We start from the raw sequence: 13,789 nt of genomic DNA, 5'->3' as shown, positions 1-13,789 counted from the left end.
AAATGGTGATTAATGATGTCAGATATGATACAGATTGCAAGACGAGAAGTGAAAATGGGATTTCGCAATCCTTGGGCATATTCGTTTCTGATTCTTTTTTGCACATTTAGCTTAAGTTTGTTACTTCTAAATTCACAGAATCTGGTTGAAGGATATTCGGGCACAACAGGTTCGATGTTGAATCTCATTCTCTACCTTTTGCCATTAATGACGCTATTCCTCGGTTCCTTTTCATTAACATCCGAAAAAGAAGACGGTAGCTGGCAGCTGCTATCCACGTATCCCATCGGCACGATGTCTTTTATTGTGGGCAAGTATCTTGGGCTGTCGATTGTTTTGATCACCATTGTTGCGTTTGGATACGGCCTAATGGGGGTCATTAGCGGAGTAATCGGAAATCCACTGGATGCCGTGACATATCTTCTCTTTCTGGCATTTTCTTGTGGACTGGTGTTGTTATTCCTGACGCTGGCTCTATTTATCGGTTCGTTGTCGCGCAATCGGTGGCAGGCGTTAACCATATCCGTGACCGTATGGTTCTTCGCTGTCATTGGATGGCCGACGTTATTGCTCTCTGTGCTGGGATTAATGCCTTATCTGTGGGTCAAACCGCTACTGATTATACTAACACTTATCAATCCGGCCGAGCTGGTACGTTTGTATGTCGTGATCAAACTGGGAGGCGGCTCCATTCTGGGACCAGAATATTATCGATGGGTGGAGTGGGTGCAGCAACCAAGTGGCAGTTGGATCTTCATCGGGATATGCCTGTTCTGGATCACCTTCTCTGTCCTCGCGGTATATGCGATCTGGGAGAGGGGGCGTTCTCATGGATAAAGTGGGACTCGAAGTGATAGGATTGTGCAAATCCATTAAAAAGCAACCGATTGTTGAGGATATCTCCTTTCGGATTACTTCAGGCCAAGTGCTTGCCCTCTGTGGAGGGAATGGCGCAGGAAAGAGCACGGTGCTGCGTATGATCGCTGGAATTCTTCGGCCTACCTCCGGTGAGGTTGCGGTGAACAATGTGCGATGGTTGAAGGAGCGCAAGCGTTATTCAGAGCAGATTGGATATATGCCGGATGATTATCAATTTAATCAGGGACTGAGTGCGGAGGAAATGCTTCTGTTCTGGGCTTCTCTGAGGAAAGTTCCGAAGGAGAGAGTACAGGAAGTACTGACCATGGTTGGCTTGGAGGATCAAAAGAAAAACCGGGTTACGACCTTCTCCAAAGGCATGCGCCAACGTGTGTTATTTGCCCAGGCTGTACTGTCCAAACCACCACTGCTCATCATGGATGAGCCAACAAATGGATTGGACCCATTTTGGATGCAGGAATTAACTCAGCTGCTCAAGGGAATAAAACAGGATGGTCACATGGTCGTGTTCTCGACTCATCAGCTGGAGATCGCAGACGATATTGCGGATCAGGTAATATTCATGAACCATGGACGTAATGTTGGAGAGGGCTCCACTCATGACTTTTGTGATCAATTCGGTTCGCTCCATGCAGCATTTCATCAAAGTCTTGGTTTAAAGTGAAGGTGAGTTTAATGCAGAAAAAGAGTTTTAAAAGTAGACGTACACTTACAATTTTGATTGGTGTGATCGCATTGTTAGCAGGTACATGGGCCATTTTTGAAAATGTGTCGACACCCGAATCTCGGCGAGGTAACGCCATTGAAGCTGGTGCCATGGCTCCTGAGTTTACAGCGGTTAATTCAGAAGGCGAACAAGTCAGACTGTCCGATTATCGGGGCAAAGCCGTGATGATTAACTTTTGGGCTTCATGGTGCACACCTTGTGTAAGGGAGATGCCGCTCGTTCACCAGATTGCTCAGGACTATCAGAATGACGTGGAAACCCTGTTTGTTAACGTGGGGGAATCGAAGGGCACGATTCGTGAGTTTATGGATAAGCAGGCATTTGATTTCCCGGTGATCATTGACGTGACAGGCAACATATCAGGAATGTATCGTATAACGGGTTTGCCCGCAACAATGGTCATTGATAGGGATGGGGAGTTCCGTCACATACTGCTCGGTGAACTGACCGAAGATACACCGTTGCAGCAATGGCTGAAAGATAGTATCTAGTCGTAAGGCGTTGGATGGTGAGAAAAAGGGCAGGAACGCTAGAGATCGCCCAAATTGGAGTAGATTGAATGTATTTAAAAAGTAACCATATAAAAAGCCGGACACCCATTTAACGAAGGGGCGTCCGGCTTTACTCTTGAAGCTATGCTGCTTCGCAGCCGATTACAATACAGCAGCTGAAGCGTGATTGGTACGAGCAATTCTGGTTGCGTCAACCATGTTACGCAGAGAAGCTACCGTTTCTTCTTGTCCACGGGTTTTTAATCCGCAGTCTGGGTTAATCCAGAACAGCTTCGGATCAAGAACACGCAAGGCGCGTTCAATCATGCTGCTCATTTCATCCACACTTGGAACCCGTGGACTGTGGATATCATATACGCCAAGACCGATACCGAGCTCATACGTATTTTCTTCAAAACTATGAATCAGTTCACCGTGACTACGGGATGTCTCAATGGAGATAACATCCGCATCCATAGCTTCAATGGAATCAATCATGTCATGGAATTCGCAATAGCACATATGCGTATGGATTTGAGTCGTTTCATGCACCGTGCACGTGGAGATACGGAACGCTTTGACCGCCCAAGCCAGGTAATCGGCTTGTTCATTTTCTTTCAGCGGAAGCCCTTCACGAACAGCCGGCTCGTCAACCTGGATCATACCAATGCCTGCCTGTTCAAGTGCCTCGACTTCCTGTCTCAACGCATACGCCAATTGATAGGCAATCTGCTCACGAGCAATGTCTTCGCGTACGAATGACCAGTTCATGATGGTAATCGGGCCAGTCAGCATGCCTTTGACTGGACGTTCTGTCTGCGATTGGGCATATTTCGTTTCTTCCACTGTCATTTCACCCGTAAATGCAACATCACCGAAGATAATAGGTGGCTTCACACAACGTGAACCATACGATTGAACCCAGCCGAACTGTGTAAAGGCAAAGCCTGCCAGTTTCTCGCCAAAGAATTCAACCATGTCGGTACGCTCAAACTCGCCATGTACCAATACGTCAATTCCGATCTCTTCCTGAATCTTAATCCAGATATCAATTTGCTCCCGGATGAAGGCAGCATACTGTTCGTTGTTCAACTCACCCTTGCGCCACAACTGACGTGCTTTTCTGACTTCAGCAGATTGAGGGAAACTACCAATCGTTGTTGTCGGGAAGAGTGGCAATTGCCATTTGGCCTGTTGAGCTTCATGACGCTCTGCAAAAGGACGGGAGCGCTCCGGCTGTTGAACACTGATGGAAGCAACGGCTTTCTGTACAGCGGTACGGTTCCGATCTTCGGATTGCTGAAGCGCCAGAAGAGGAAGCTCTGCTTCGTCTATTTTGGCAGTAATCTCTGCACTTGGTGAAGATAAGGCTGTAGTCAAAAGAACAATCTCATCCAGCTTTTCATCTGCAAATGCAAGAGCATTTTTCAGTTCAGATGTAAGTTTTGCCTCACGGTCTGTCGTAACTGGCACATGCAGCAGGCTGCAAGATGATTGCACGATGATACGTTCAGGCGTCACGAACTCAGTTAGTTCATTCAGCAAATTCAGTTTTGTCTGAAGGGAAGCTTTCCAGATCCCACGTCCATCAATAATACCTGCTCCGAGCACTTTGTCTGCCGGGAAACCGGATGTCCGAATAGATTGTGTGTTACCAGAGAGTCCGTGTACAAAATCAAGTCCTACACCTTGAACTGGCAGTGCAACAATGTCGTTGTAGTTTTCGACAGATTCAAAGTATGTTTGCAGCATGATATTCAGGCCTGGAACGGCTGCTGCAAATGTTTCATATATTTTATTCAGACGCTGTACGTCTTCATCGCTTAATTTGGTTACCAGAATAGGTTCGTCGACCTGCACCCACTGAACGCCTTCGCTCGCAAGTTCTTGAAGCAATTGAGTGTAAAGTGGAAGCAAGCGGTCCAACCAAGCGTCTGTCTCGGATTTATCATAGCCTTTGGAGAGCTTCAGGAAGGTTAACGGTCCAACGATAACCGGCTTGCCTTCAATGCCGAGTTTTTCTTTTGCTTCACGATAAGCGAGAAGTGGTTTGTTCTCCGTCAGAGTTGGGGAAGCCCCGTCCAGTTCAGGTACAATGTAGTGATAGTTCGTGTTGAACCATTTTGTCATTTCACTTGCTGCGGCATCTTTCGTTCCCCGTGCAATGCCATAATATACGGACAACGGAACGGAACCACCATCATAAGCAAAACGTTTAGGAATAATGCCAAACATCACGGCCGTATCCAAGATATGATCATAATAGCTAAAGTCATTCACCGGAATGATGTCGATGCCTTTTGCTTGTTGCTTGCGCAAATGATCGATGCGGATCTCCTGCAAACGTGCGTGAAATTCTGTTTCCTCCAGCTTACCTGCCCAGAACGCTTCCAACGCTTTCTTCCATTCCCGATCAGCACCAATACGCGGATATCCCAATACACTACTTTTTGTCATCGTTTAAAACCCCTCTGCTTTTATGTTACACAAAATTTATCACAGATCCGGAGTTATAATGTAATTCCATTAAATTATACCTAGTTATAGCCTGAGGCTATATCCAAAGGTGTGTGCTATATAAGTTGAACTAACGAGTATTTACACTTGCCACTCCGATGACAGAATAACCTTTCAACTCAGCTAAGGATAAATAATAGATCATAATCATATTTTGTATGCTTTTGCATTCACTCGGAATAATAGAAATTAAAAAAGGTTGATGAGTATGGGAATTCAGAAACGTCTTTTTCACTTTATACTTGCAGCAACATTAATGATAAATAGTGTTTCCCTATACACAGATGTTACATATGCAGATCCTGAGAGCATACAGGAGCATGACTATAAGGCAATAGCACTTACGATGCTCAACCCATACATTTACCGTGAGATTACCAACTATTATCAGGAAAATCATAAACCGGTCCCTAGCTATGGGCTATATGACATTCACGTATTGGAACTTAAAAGGCGCACAAAAGGTGGTTATAATTTTCGAACGGTTCTGGAAGTCAGAACGTTCTACGGTCCACATAACCCGCCATATGGGAAAGAGATCATTACGTTTGAAATAGACCCCACTAATGTTACAATGGTGAGCTATGTTCATACGAATGATTGAAAGGAAGGCGGTACGCATGAATCTGTATCACATCCAGTCCACCGTGCATGGAATCAACAGAGTAACATCCTTTTTGGAAGACAATTATATTGGTATTGCTTGGTCAAGTACAGGGGATCTGGAGCAAACGCCCCCGGAGCTATGGAAGGAACAGCTGGTTCAACACTATCCCTTGGATGAAGCAGAATTGGCGAGCACACTCGCGACATTACATATGTTTGGTAACCTCATGCAGGATGGAGATTATGTATTAATTAGCGATGATGAATGGACGTATGTTGGGGATATCGGGGATTATTATTACGACGATTCCGCTGGTACAGAAGAGGGATTGATATGTCACCGTCGCGGAGTTACATGGTTGGGGCGTATTCCTCTCGCTGAGCTGAATGACAAAGTGCAGGCACTGCAAAATGATTCAGCCATCCTTGCGAAGTTTGAGTATCCCATATCACAAGCACAGCTGGATCGAGGTCTTGCAGTCAGTATAACAGCCGAAGCAACCAACCCTCTCTCAACAGGAGTAGATGAAGCCACGATTCAGACAGCTCTCCAGGTGCTGAGAGAAGCGTTACACAGTGAAGAAGAAGAACTGCGAATTTGTGCGGCTACAGCCATTTTGCAGTATGCCAAACAATAAACCCTTAACTACATAAATTGAACGAAACATTTACACAAAACGGAGATGACGGAAAGAACCTGAAGAAGGGGAGCGTTCGCCTACAAGCTTTCTGCAAGAAAGCTACATCGGAAGCATACGTTATCCCCGGATTTACCCTTTATAAAAAAAATTAAAAAAATCTGGGGATAACAGCGATCGGAAGGTTGTTCTGTCATCGGAGTGTCCAGTGTAAATATTCGTTAGTTCATTTTATATAGCTCTGAGATCTGTTCATTTATATTCCTATGACTTAGTCCACCGTGATAACAAACCACAGATGTAATGTCGAGTTCGATATACTTTTTCAAAGAGATTCGAGCAGTCTCTGTATCCAGCGTAGTAGGTTCATGAATGCCTCCAAGCATGCCGTCTACACTGTACATTGAATCTCCGGCGATGAGCGTCTTGCTGTCCATCAAATATAGACTGATATGACCTGGCGTATGACCAGGTGTATGAATAACGCGAATTCCGCCGCAAAACGGCAGTTCCTGACCATCAGTCACCGTTTCATTTACTTTGCCCATTGGAGGATGCTCAAGGTGACCGTCTTTGAGAAGAGGGAGATGTCCCTCAATATATGGTTTATCCAGCTCATGCGCATATATCTTGACTTGTGAGCCACACTCTTTCAAAATTTCGGGTAGACACCCGATATGGTCCACATCCTGATGCGTCAAAATCACTGCTTTAAGTTGGCTGATCGGCACACCAATCTTTTCGAGTGCGATACACAAATCGTCATATTGTCCAGGGAATCCAGTATCAATTAACACAACCATTTCTTCATCCCATATCAGCACAGGGTGAATTATATTCCCCTCAAAATCAAGCTGAAGCATCGTTATTCCCTTTGAAATTTCCATAATATCAGCCTCCGAGAGTTGAATTTCATATACATCGTTGCTCATTATATTTCTTATGTAAACGAATAAAGACGGCAATAAGATACGTTCGGGTATTTATAGGGTGTACTTATAAAAATATTCAATGAATGGGGGAATTGACGCTTGCTGTTGGGAATGATAATTTAGATATATCATTTAAACCAATAAGTCCAATAAGATAAAGGGGGTATGTGGGATGACACATATCGTGCATGCAGCAGCTGAAGATATTCGGAGCGAGGATTCGCTACTATTGATCAAGGAACTGAGTGAAGAACTCGGTTTGTTATATGGCGGTGATGGAACGGCGGGATTTCAACTGTCAGACGTTGAGGTGCCACGTGCGGCTTTTATCGTTGCCAGGATCGACGGGTATCCAGTCGGTTGCGGAGCACTTAGACCCCTTGATGATACATCTGTAGAGGTTAAACGCATGTATACACGCAGTGGTTACCGCCGTAAGGGAATTGCCCAAGCTATATTGGCCGAGGCAGAGCGTCTTGCGAACGAACTTGGTTATACCAATCTGAAACTGCAAACAGGTCCCTTGCAACCAGAAGCTGCAGCGCTGTATGAGCGTGTAGGGTATTATCGAATTCCTGTTTTCAGTGGCAATTGGGACAGAGTGTTGGCCTATCAGAAAGATCTGGTACACGAAAAAGTATAATTCTACGAATCACAGCTTTTATTTGCTGAACGTACAGAGGAACACAAGATAAAAGTAAAAAAGTCGCCGATTGGCGACTTTTTGCATTTTAACATACTGCATTTACTCCAATTATTTCAGCTGAAAATATAGACAAAAGCGTTCAATCCGTTGCGCTATTATTGATCGAAGGTTCTTGATGTTGGACACCCCATTCGCATAGTCCTTCCAAAACGGGCAATAACGTTTCAGCTTTGGCTGTCAGACGGTACTCGACTTTAGGAGGGACTTGGGGATACTCTTTCCGTTCGACCATACCATCTGCTTCTAATTCTTTGAGTTGTGAACTCAGCGTTTTATACGTGATAGCGCCGATCTGTCTTTTTAGTTCATTGAAACGGACAGGTGGGTTTTCTGCCAGAAGATACAAAATCACCATTTTCCATTTGCCACCAATGACAGACAACGTATATCCAAAAGGGGTATCTTGAATGTTTTTAACTTTACCGTGGTATTCAGCCATACTCATCATTTACACTATCCTTCCGGGTAGTACCTATCATAAAAGACCGTACTATTTATTTGTTTTGGCTCAGTTTATACTAATCTTACTTTGAAGTAAAGGGGATTTACGATGACTCAAAAAACAATACGTCTGCTTATGCCACAATGGCAAGGTGGAGATAATCCAAACTACTCATTTGGAGCGGAGTTGCTTGCATGGCTTGCACCTGACAATGATCAACCTCTCATTCATGTTCCTGTTGAGGCTTATGATGGAACATCTCTGGTAAGCGAGAACGGGATAAAAGGCAGAGCACTGCTACTTCAGCAATTGCAGGCTGCCCAGCATATTATTCAAGCTCACCAGCCCGATCGCATTGTCATGTTTGGCGGTGACTGTTTGGTTGAACAAGCCCCGTTTGCTTATTTAAATGAACGATATGGCGGAGAACTTGGTTTGATATGGATTGATGCACATGGTGATCTGGTTAGATACGAGGGCTATGACAACGGTCATACTTTACCGCTTGGGAACCTTCTTGGGGAAGGCGATCCGGAGTTTGCCAAACATGTGAGTGTCCCTTTGAAGCCCGAACATGTCTTCATGGCCGGGTTGACAACCCCCACGGAACAGGAAACCGAAGTGATTCAAAGATTGGGTATCCGAACGGCTGGAACTGAAGAATTAACCCATGGCATGGATTCGATTAAGAAGTGGATTAAAGAGATTGGTATCAAACATCTGGCAATTCACCTTGATCTGGATGTGCTTGATCCTAACATGTTCCGTTCATTGTTATTCGCTAAACCAGGGGAACCTTATGTTTTTTCACCAGCGGGAACCATGCAAATACCTCACTTGCTTCGTCTGATCAAAGAACTGTCTGAAGAAACAGATGTAGTTGGATTAGGGATAACTGAGCATATGCCGTGGGATGCCATTAACTTGAAGAATTTGCTTGGAGAAATACCTATCCTGAACCAGTGATATAGGTTATAAGTCGCCAGAATATATCAGAATACTGATATAAAGAGTCAAAATATAGGAAGATTACAGATAGAAATATCAATATTATTATATGGGTGGTTCGACGAGAATCAGAAATTAAACAAACTGAGGAGAGACACCCAGATGGTCACGTTATTGTTAATCATTATTTATCTCGCATTTATAGGGCTGGGATTACCGGATGCTTTACTTGGTAGTGCCTGGTCCGTTATGAAAAACGATATACATGCGACAACAGAAATGGCTGGTTACATATCGCTAATCATTTCATTTAGTACAGTAGTGTCCAGTCTGTTCGCCAGTCGATTGTTGCACCGGTTCGGAACGGGTAAAGTCACAGTATTCAGTATCCTCTCAACAACGATCGCGCTGTTGGGATTCTCATTCTCTGAGAATTTTGTGTTTTTACTGATTCTGGCGATCCCTCTCGGCTTAGGTGCAGGTTCGGTGGATGCGGCACTAAGTAATTATGTAGCATTGCATTTCAAGGCCAAGCATATGAACTGGTTGCATTGTTTCTGGGGAATTGGCGCAGTGACAGGCCCACTCGTTATGGCATATTGGCTGAATCAAGCAAACAACTGGCGTGCAGGATACGTTACTGTGGCGTTGATTTTACTTGGGATCGTGGTGGTCTTATTATCAACTTTGTCTCTATGGAAGATTTTTGAGAAGGGAAGAGTAGAGGGTTCAGGTGATGAGAAGAAACGCGTAAGCAACCGTGAGGCCTTACGTATCCCCGGCGTGAAAATGTCGATGCTTGCGATGCTCTGTTACAACGGTTCCGAAACTGCAGCCGGTCTGTGGATGGCTTCATTCTTCATCGGAAGCAAAGGAGTTTCCCCAGGTACTGCCGCAGCACTATCCTCCCTATTTTTTATTGGCATCATCTTGGGACGTGTGATCTCAGGTTTTCTTTCCACTCATGTATCCAGCAAAATTCTCATCAGATATGGTGGAATCGTTGGATGCTTCGGATTGGTTATCTTGATTATGCCGATTCCTTACTGGATTGCCGCAGGGGCTTTATTTATCGTGGGATTGGGCGGAGCACCGATCTATCCGAGTATTGTTCATGCGACACCGGAACGCTTCGGTGAGAAGGCATCCCCAAGTGTAATTGGACTTGAAATGGCCAGTGCCTATACAGGTTCAACACTCATCCCGTTAGGTATGGGACTTATAGCCAGCCAATGGGGAATGTCAATGGTACCCCTGATCCTGCTGATTCTGTTCAGTGTTATGTTCGCGGCTACAGAGCTGGTTAACAGAAGCAACAAGGCTACGCGCCTGACCGTCTAGCTCTTGCTATAGGTCATTAAGGTTCTGCCACTATACAACAAAGGAACAACCATCGCTGGTTGTTCCTTTTGGTGTGTGGACTATTTTTTATAAGAAGATCAGTAACAATGTTCCTGCAGCAAAACAGTAATACGAAAAGTATTTCAGATTGCCTTTGGCCATAATGCCCATAAACCATCTCATGGAGAAATACGTGACAAAGAGTGTCGTGATGAATGCGATCAGATAAGGGATAGCCAGTTGTGATCGATTCGGATCATTGGCAATGTCGGATACCCCCATGATGAGTCCGCCAATACTGATGGGAATGTACAGCATAAAGGAGAACTTCAAAGCTGTTTCCTGTTTCATGCCAACAGCGATGGACGCAATTACAGTTGCCCCTGAGCGGCTAATCCCCGGAATAAGAGCGACCGCCTGAGCCAGACCTACCAACAATGCATCTTTCGTAGACAGATCACCGTCTTGCTTGCGACCACGAAGATTACGAATAAGCCACAAGGCAACCCCGGTGATTAATAGCGCGATGGAAACGGTATATACGGATGAGAAGATTTCTTCAATCCGGTCCTTGAACAGGACTGCAACGACAGCAGCAGGGATCGTACCAATAATTATGTATAAGCAAAACATGAAGTCTGCTCGATATTCTTCTTTACGAGTACGCAGGTAACCTAATGCACCAATAATCAACTTTTTGATATCTTCCCGGAAAATAAAAATAATAGCGATAAGTGATGCTGTGTTTGTTAAAATCTCAAATGACAATCCATTCTGCTTGATGCCCATAAGTTTCTGGGCGATGATCAGATGACCGCTTGAGGAGACGGGGATTGGCTCCGTCGCACCTTGAACAATACCTAAAAACAAATACTTTAACCACAATATAATCTCTTCCATGTTGTCCTCCTTGATTACGTTTCATTGGCTTTTCAAAACTCTCTTTTTTAAAAAAAGTGAATGGTTTACTCTATTGATGATAGCTGTTTAACTTGGTGACTTGCAAGTTAGAGTTCATAGAGGGGGTGAAGTAAACATAGCTTGTCAAATCCTGCATAGCATGATATCGTTGATAACGATTATCAATATCAACGAAAAGGTGGGTTTATTTTGCGTAAACAGATAAAATCAATATGGATCATGATGGCACTTTTCTTGCTGATTGTACTTAGTGCATGTGGTCAGTCTGCTACGACCAATAGTACAACCGGGGACAGCACGAATGCGGCTGCGGAGACAGAAACCAAGACGAACTCGGATTCAGCTTCTTCCGCTGATAAAGCGGCAACTGCCGAAGAGGAACTTGTTACATATCAATCGGATGCAGGCGAAGTACAGGTACCGAAGAATCCTAAGCGTATTATTGATTTGACATCATTTTCGACAGGCTACTTTGTTGCCTTGGATGCACCGGTAGTCGGCGCTTTATCAGGAGCGATGAACAACAAATATATCAAGGATCAACTTGCAGCAGCGGGCACCAGTGATCTGGGTCAAGAGCCTACACCAGAGAAACTAATCAGTTTAAAACCTGACTTATTTATCGTGTACACTGGAACAGAGGGCATCGACAAGCTGGAGCAGATTGCGCCTGTTGTACAGATTGCATATGGTAAGCGCAATTTCAAGGATCTAATGCTTGAAATGGGTAAGCTCACCAATAGAGAAGACGCAGCGAAAGCTTGGAATGCTAAATGGGAAGCGAAGATCAACGAACTGAAGCCCAAGGTTCAGGAAGCTGTAGGCGATCGTACCGTTTCCATACTGAATCCATACGCCAAAGGATTATTTGTATTCGGTCATAACTATGGTCGAGGTGGTGAAATTATTTACGGGGAGTTTGATCTCAAGGCACCAGCCAAGGCCCAAGCTGAAGCGATTGACAGCGGAACTGGATGGGCTTCAATCTCCATGGAACTATTACCGGAGTATGCGGGGGATATCATCTTCACCAGCCCGTGGTCGGGAGATACAACCGATCCCAAGATCGTATATGACAATACATTGTGGAAGAACTTGCCTGCGGTGAAGGCAAATCATGTGTTCCAGCTTGATCCGACCTCAGACTCGTACAACGATCCGTTAACGTTGGAAGGTCAGCTGCAATTTATTTCCGATAGCCTGCTTACCGCGAAGTAAGATTAGACTGTATAAATGGTAATACTGGAGCATTTCCAAACGTCGTTACAAGACGGGGAAATGCTCTTCTTATGAGCTTAGAATGTTATATACGTCGAACTTGGATGGGTTTTGACCAATGTAATTAAGCTTGATACAATAGGATAACAGCTGATGAACATTAAATATCAAGTGGGGTGATCTAGATTGCAGCAAAAGAGTGAACGTTTGAATGTTTGGTTGGCTTTCTCTAACATTCATACCCATCTGAACGAGAAGCTGGAACAAGCTCTGCTTCAACAATATGACTTATCTTTGAAGGAATTTTATGTGTTAAACTTCATATATAATGCGGAGGGTAAGGAATTACGCCTACAGCAACTTCAAGAACTAGTAGGCTTGAGCCAAAGTGCTACTTCCAGGCTCGTCGTTAGGATGGAAGCCAAAGACTGTGGGGCTCTGGAAAGACATGCATGTGAAGATGACCGACGTGGCATTTACACTCGTATTACTGAGCTTGGAGAGAATAAATACAAGAGAGCACTTCAAACGTTTAATCAGGTCTTGCAAACTGAATTGGAACAGGATGGATTTGAGACTCGATTAGAGAACCTCACTAAAGAATTGTTCTAAGGCTAGGGGAAATATAGGGTAATGTAGTCATTTACCCTATAAGAAGACTTGACACTCATTAATATATCCGTTAAATTAAATGCATGCGCATGAATTTAATATGGGTGCGGTGATTTTGTATAAAGGAGGTATTGAACATGAAGGTCTTCGTTGTAGGATCAAATGGGCAGATTGGTCAACAGCTTATTCATCTTTTGAAGAATAGTGAAGAACACACCGTTCTTGCCATGGTACGAAAACAAGAACAGGTAGATACATTTGCAGCACAGGGTGTGGAAACGGTGCTTGCCGACTTGGAAGGTACGGTTGACTCACTTGTAGCTGCTGTAACGGGTTGTGATGCCATTGTATTTGCAGCTGGTTCTGGCGGTACAACGGGATATGATAAAACACTCCTGATTGATCTGGATGGTGCCGGGAAAACCATTGAAGCGGCTCAAAAAGCGGGTATTGATCGATTTATCATGGTGAGTGCGATCCAAGCCAATAATCGTGAGAACTGGCATGATAACATCCTTCCATATTATGCAGCGAAACACTATGCTGATAAATTGTTAGAGATCAGTGGATTAACATATACCATTATACGTCCAGGGATTCTAATGAATGAACCGGGAACAGGTAAAGTTACTGCTGCTGAGAATATAACAACCGGTAACATTGCTCGTGAAGATGTAGCTCATGTGATTTTGGCCAGTTTGAGTGAGAAGAATACCTACAAGCGTTCATTTGATCTAATCGCTGGTGAGGATACAATATCTGAGGCATTGAGTGGGCTCTGATCCGAAACAAAATTTTCAACGATATCTGA

The 13,789-nt window shown here is 44.2% G+C and carries 15 protein-coding genes; 11 read left to right on the top strand and 4 right to left on the bottom strand.

All coding sequences use genetic code 11. The features are described 5' to 3' along the window. Window positions 1–15: 15 nt before the first annotated feature. From MKX68_RS26950 to MKX68_RS26940, 3 genes are read left to right on the top strand one after another with little or no spacing between them, the layout of a single operon-like run. Window positions 16–837, top strand: a complete 822-nt coding sequence (locus MKX68_RS26950) for an ABC transporter permease (protein WP_340914764.1) — start codon at window positions 16–18, stop codon at window positions 835–837. Beyond that, complete coding sequence (locus MKX68_RS26945) at window positions 830–1,543, top strand: ABC transporter ATP-binding protein (RefSeq protein WP_340914763.1); 714 nt, start codon at window positions 830–832, stop codon at window positions 1,541–1,543. Before MKX68_RS26950 ends, MKX68_RS26945 begins: the two co-directional genes overlap by 8 nt. Before the next feature lie 11 nt (window positions 1,544–1,554). Then, window positions 1,555–2,097, top strand: coding sequence for a TlpA family protein disulfide reductase (locus tag MKX68_RS26940; RefSeq protein ID WP_340914761.1), 543 nt, complete (start codon window positions 1,555–1,557; stop codon window positions 2,095–2,097). Window positions 2,098–2,259: 162 nt separating this feature from the next. On the opposite strand, the gene metE is transcribed toward MKX68_RS26940, so the two are convergent. Further along, window positions 2,260–4,554: a 5-methyltetrahydropteroyltriglutamate--homocysteine S-methyltransferase gene (metE, locus tag MKX68_RS26935; protein WP_340914760.1), complete on the bottom strand. Its 2,295-nt coding sequence runs from the start codon at window positions 4,552–4,554 to the stop codon at window positions 2,260–2,262. Window positions 4,555–4,816: 262 nt separating this feature from the next. On the opposite strand from metE, the gene MKX68_RS28750 reads away from it, so the two are divergent. Further along, on the top strand, window positions 4,817–5,218 hold the full coding sequence (locus MKX68_RS28750; protein WP_445671094.1) for a DUF3888 domain-containing protein: 402 nt from the start codon (window positions 4,817–4,819) through the stop codon (window positions 5,216–5,218). Window positions 5,219–5,234: 16 nt separating this feature from the next. Then, on the top strand, window positions 5,235–5,858 hold the full coding sequence (locus MKX68_RS26930) for a hypothetical protein (RefSeq protein ID WP_340914759.1): 624 nt from the start codon (window positions 5,235–5,237) through the stop codon (window positions 5,856–5,858). 221 nt (window positions 5,859–6,079) lie between these two features. Here the strand turns inward: MKX68_RS26930 and MKX68_RS26925 are convergent, their stop codons facing one another. Next, window positions 6,080–6,745 (bottom strand): MBL fold metallo-hydrolase, encoded by a 666-nt coding sequence (locus tag MKX68_RS26925; RefSeq protein WP_340914758.1) that lies wholly within the window; start codon window positions 6,743–6,745, stop codon window positions 6,080–6,082. Between the two features lie 217 nt (window positions 6,746–6,962). Here MKX68_RS26925 and MKX68_RS26920 point away from each other — a divergent pair, with 217 nt between their 5' ends. Then, window positions 6,963–7,433, top strand: coding sequence for a GNAT family N-acetyltransferase (locus MKX68_RS26920; RefSeq protein ID WP_074095010.1), 471 nt, complete (start codon window positions 6,963–6,965; stop codon window positions 7,431–7,433). A 142-nt stretch (window positions 7,434–7,575) separates the two neighbouring features. Here the strand turns inward: MKX68_RS26920 and MKX68_RS26915 are convergent, their stop codons facing one another. Continuing rightward, window positions 7,576–7,941 carry a winged helix-turn-helix transcriptional regulator gene (locus MKX68_RS26915; RefSeq protein WP_036608870.1) on the bottom strand — a complete coding sequence of 122 codons (366 nt, stop codon included), beginning with the start codon at window positions 7,939–7,941 and terminating at the stop codon, window positions 7,576–7,578. A gap of 105 nt (window positions 7,942–8,046) precedes the next feature. Between MKX68_RS26915 and MKX68_RS26910 the strand changes: the two genes are divergently transcribed. Then, window positions 8,047–8,904, top strand: a complete 858-nt coding sequence (locus MKX68_RS26910; RefSeq protein ID WP_340914757.1) for an arginase family protein — start codon at window positions 8,047–8,049, stop codon at window positions 8,902–8,904. 144 nt (window positions 8,905–9,048) lie between these two features. After that, window positions 9,049–10,227 (top strand): MFS transporter, encoded by a 1,179-nt coding sequence (locus tag MKX68_RS26905; RefSeq protein ID WP_340914756.1) that lies wholly within the window; start codon window positions 9,049–9,051, stop codon window positions 10,225–10,227. Between the two features lie 87 nt (window positions 10,228–10,314). Here MKX68_RS26905 and MKX68_RS26900 read toward each other — a convergent pair whose 3' ends face one another. Next, on the bottom strand, window positions 10,315–11,127 hold the full coding sequence (locus MKX68_RS26900; protein WP_036608062.1) for an undecaprenyl-diphosphate phosphatase: 813 nt from the start codon (window positions 11,125–11,127) through the stop codon (window positions 10,315–10,317). A gap of 210 nt (window positions 11,128–11,337) precedes the next feature. Here MKX68_RS26900 and MKX68_RS26895 point away from each other — a divergent pair, with 210 nt between their 5' ends. The 3 genes from MKX68_RS26895 (at window position 11,338) to MKX68_RS26885 (ending at window position 13,760) form a co-directional block, all read left to right on the top strand. After that, the gene (locus MKX68_RS26895; protein ID WP_340914755.1) at window positions 11,338–12,366 is read left to right on the top strand and encodes an ABC transporter substrate-binding protein; all 1,029 of its coding nucleotides are present in this window, start codon (window positions 11,338–11,340) and stop codon (window positions 12,364–12,366) included. Window positions 12,367–12,552: 186 nt separating this feature from the next. After that, window positions 12,553–12,978 carry a MarR family winged helix-turn-helix transcriptional regulator gene (locus MKX68_RS26890; RefSeq protein ID WP_036608058.1) on the top strand — a complete coding sequence of 142 codons (426 nt, stop codon included), beginning with the start codon at window positions 12,553–12,555 and terminating at the stop codon, window positions 12,976–12,978. 137 nt (window positions 12,979–13,115) lie between these two features. Further along, window positions 13,116–13,760 (top strand): SDR family oxidoreductase, encoded by a 645-nt coding sequence (locus tag MKX68_RS26885; protein ID WP_340914754.1) that lies wholly within the window; start codon window positions 13,116–13,118, stop codon window positions 13,758–13,760. The last annotated feature ends 29 nt before the right edge of the window (window positions 13,761–13,789 follow it).

Origin of the sequence: Paenibacillus sp. FSL M8-0212 (assembly GCF_038004645.1) — a bacterium.
Lineage (GTDB): Bacteria > Bacillota > Bacilli > Paenibacillales > Paenibacillaceae > Paenibacillus.
The sequence above is the reverse complement of the archived record's forward strand: the minus strand, read 5'-3'. Positions and strand labels throughout refer to the sequence as shown.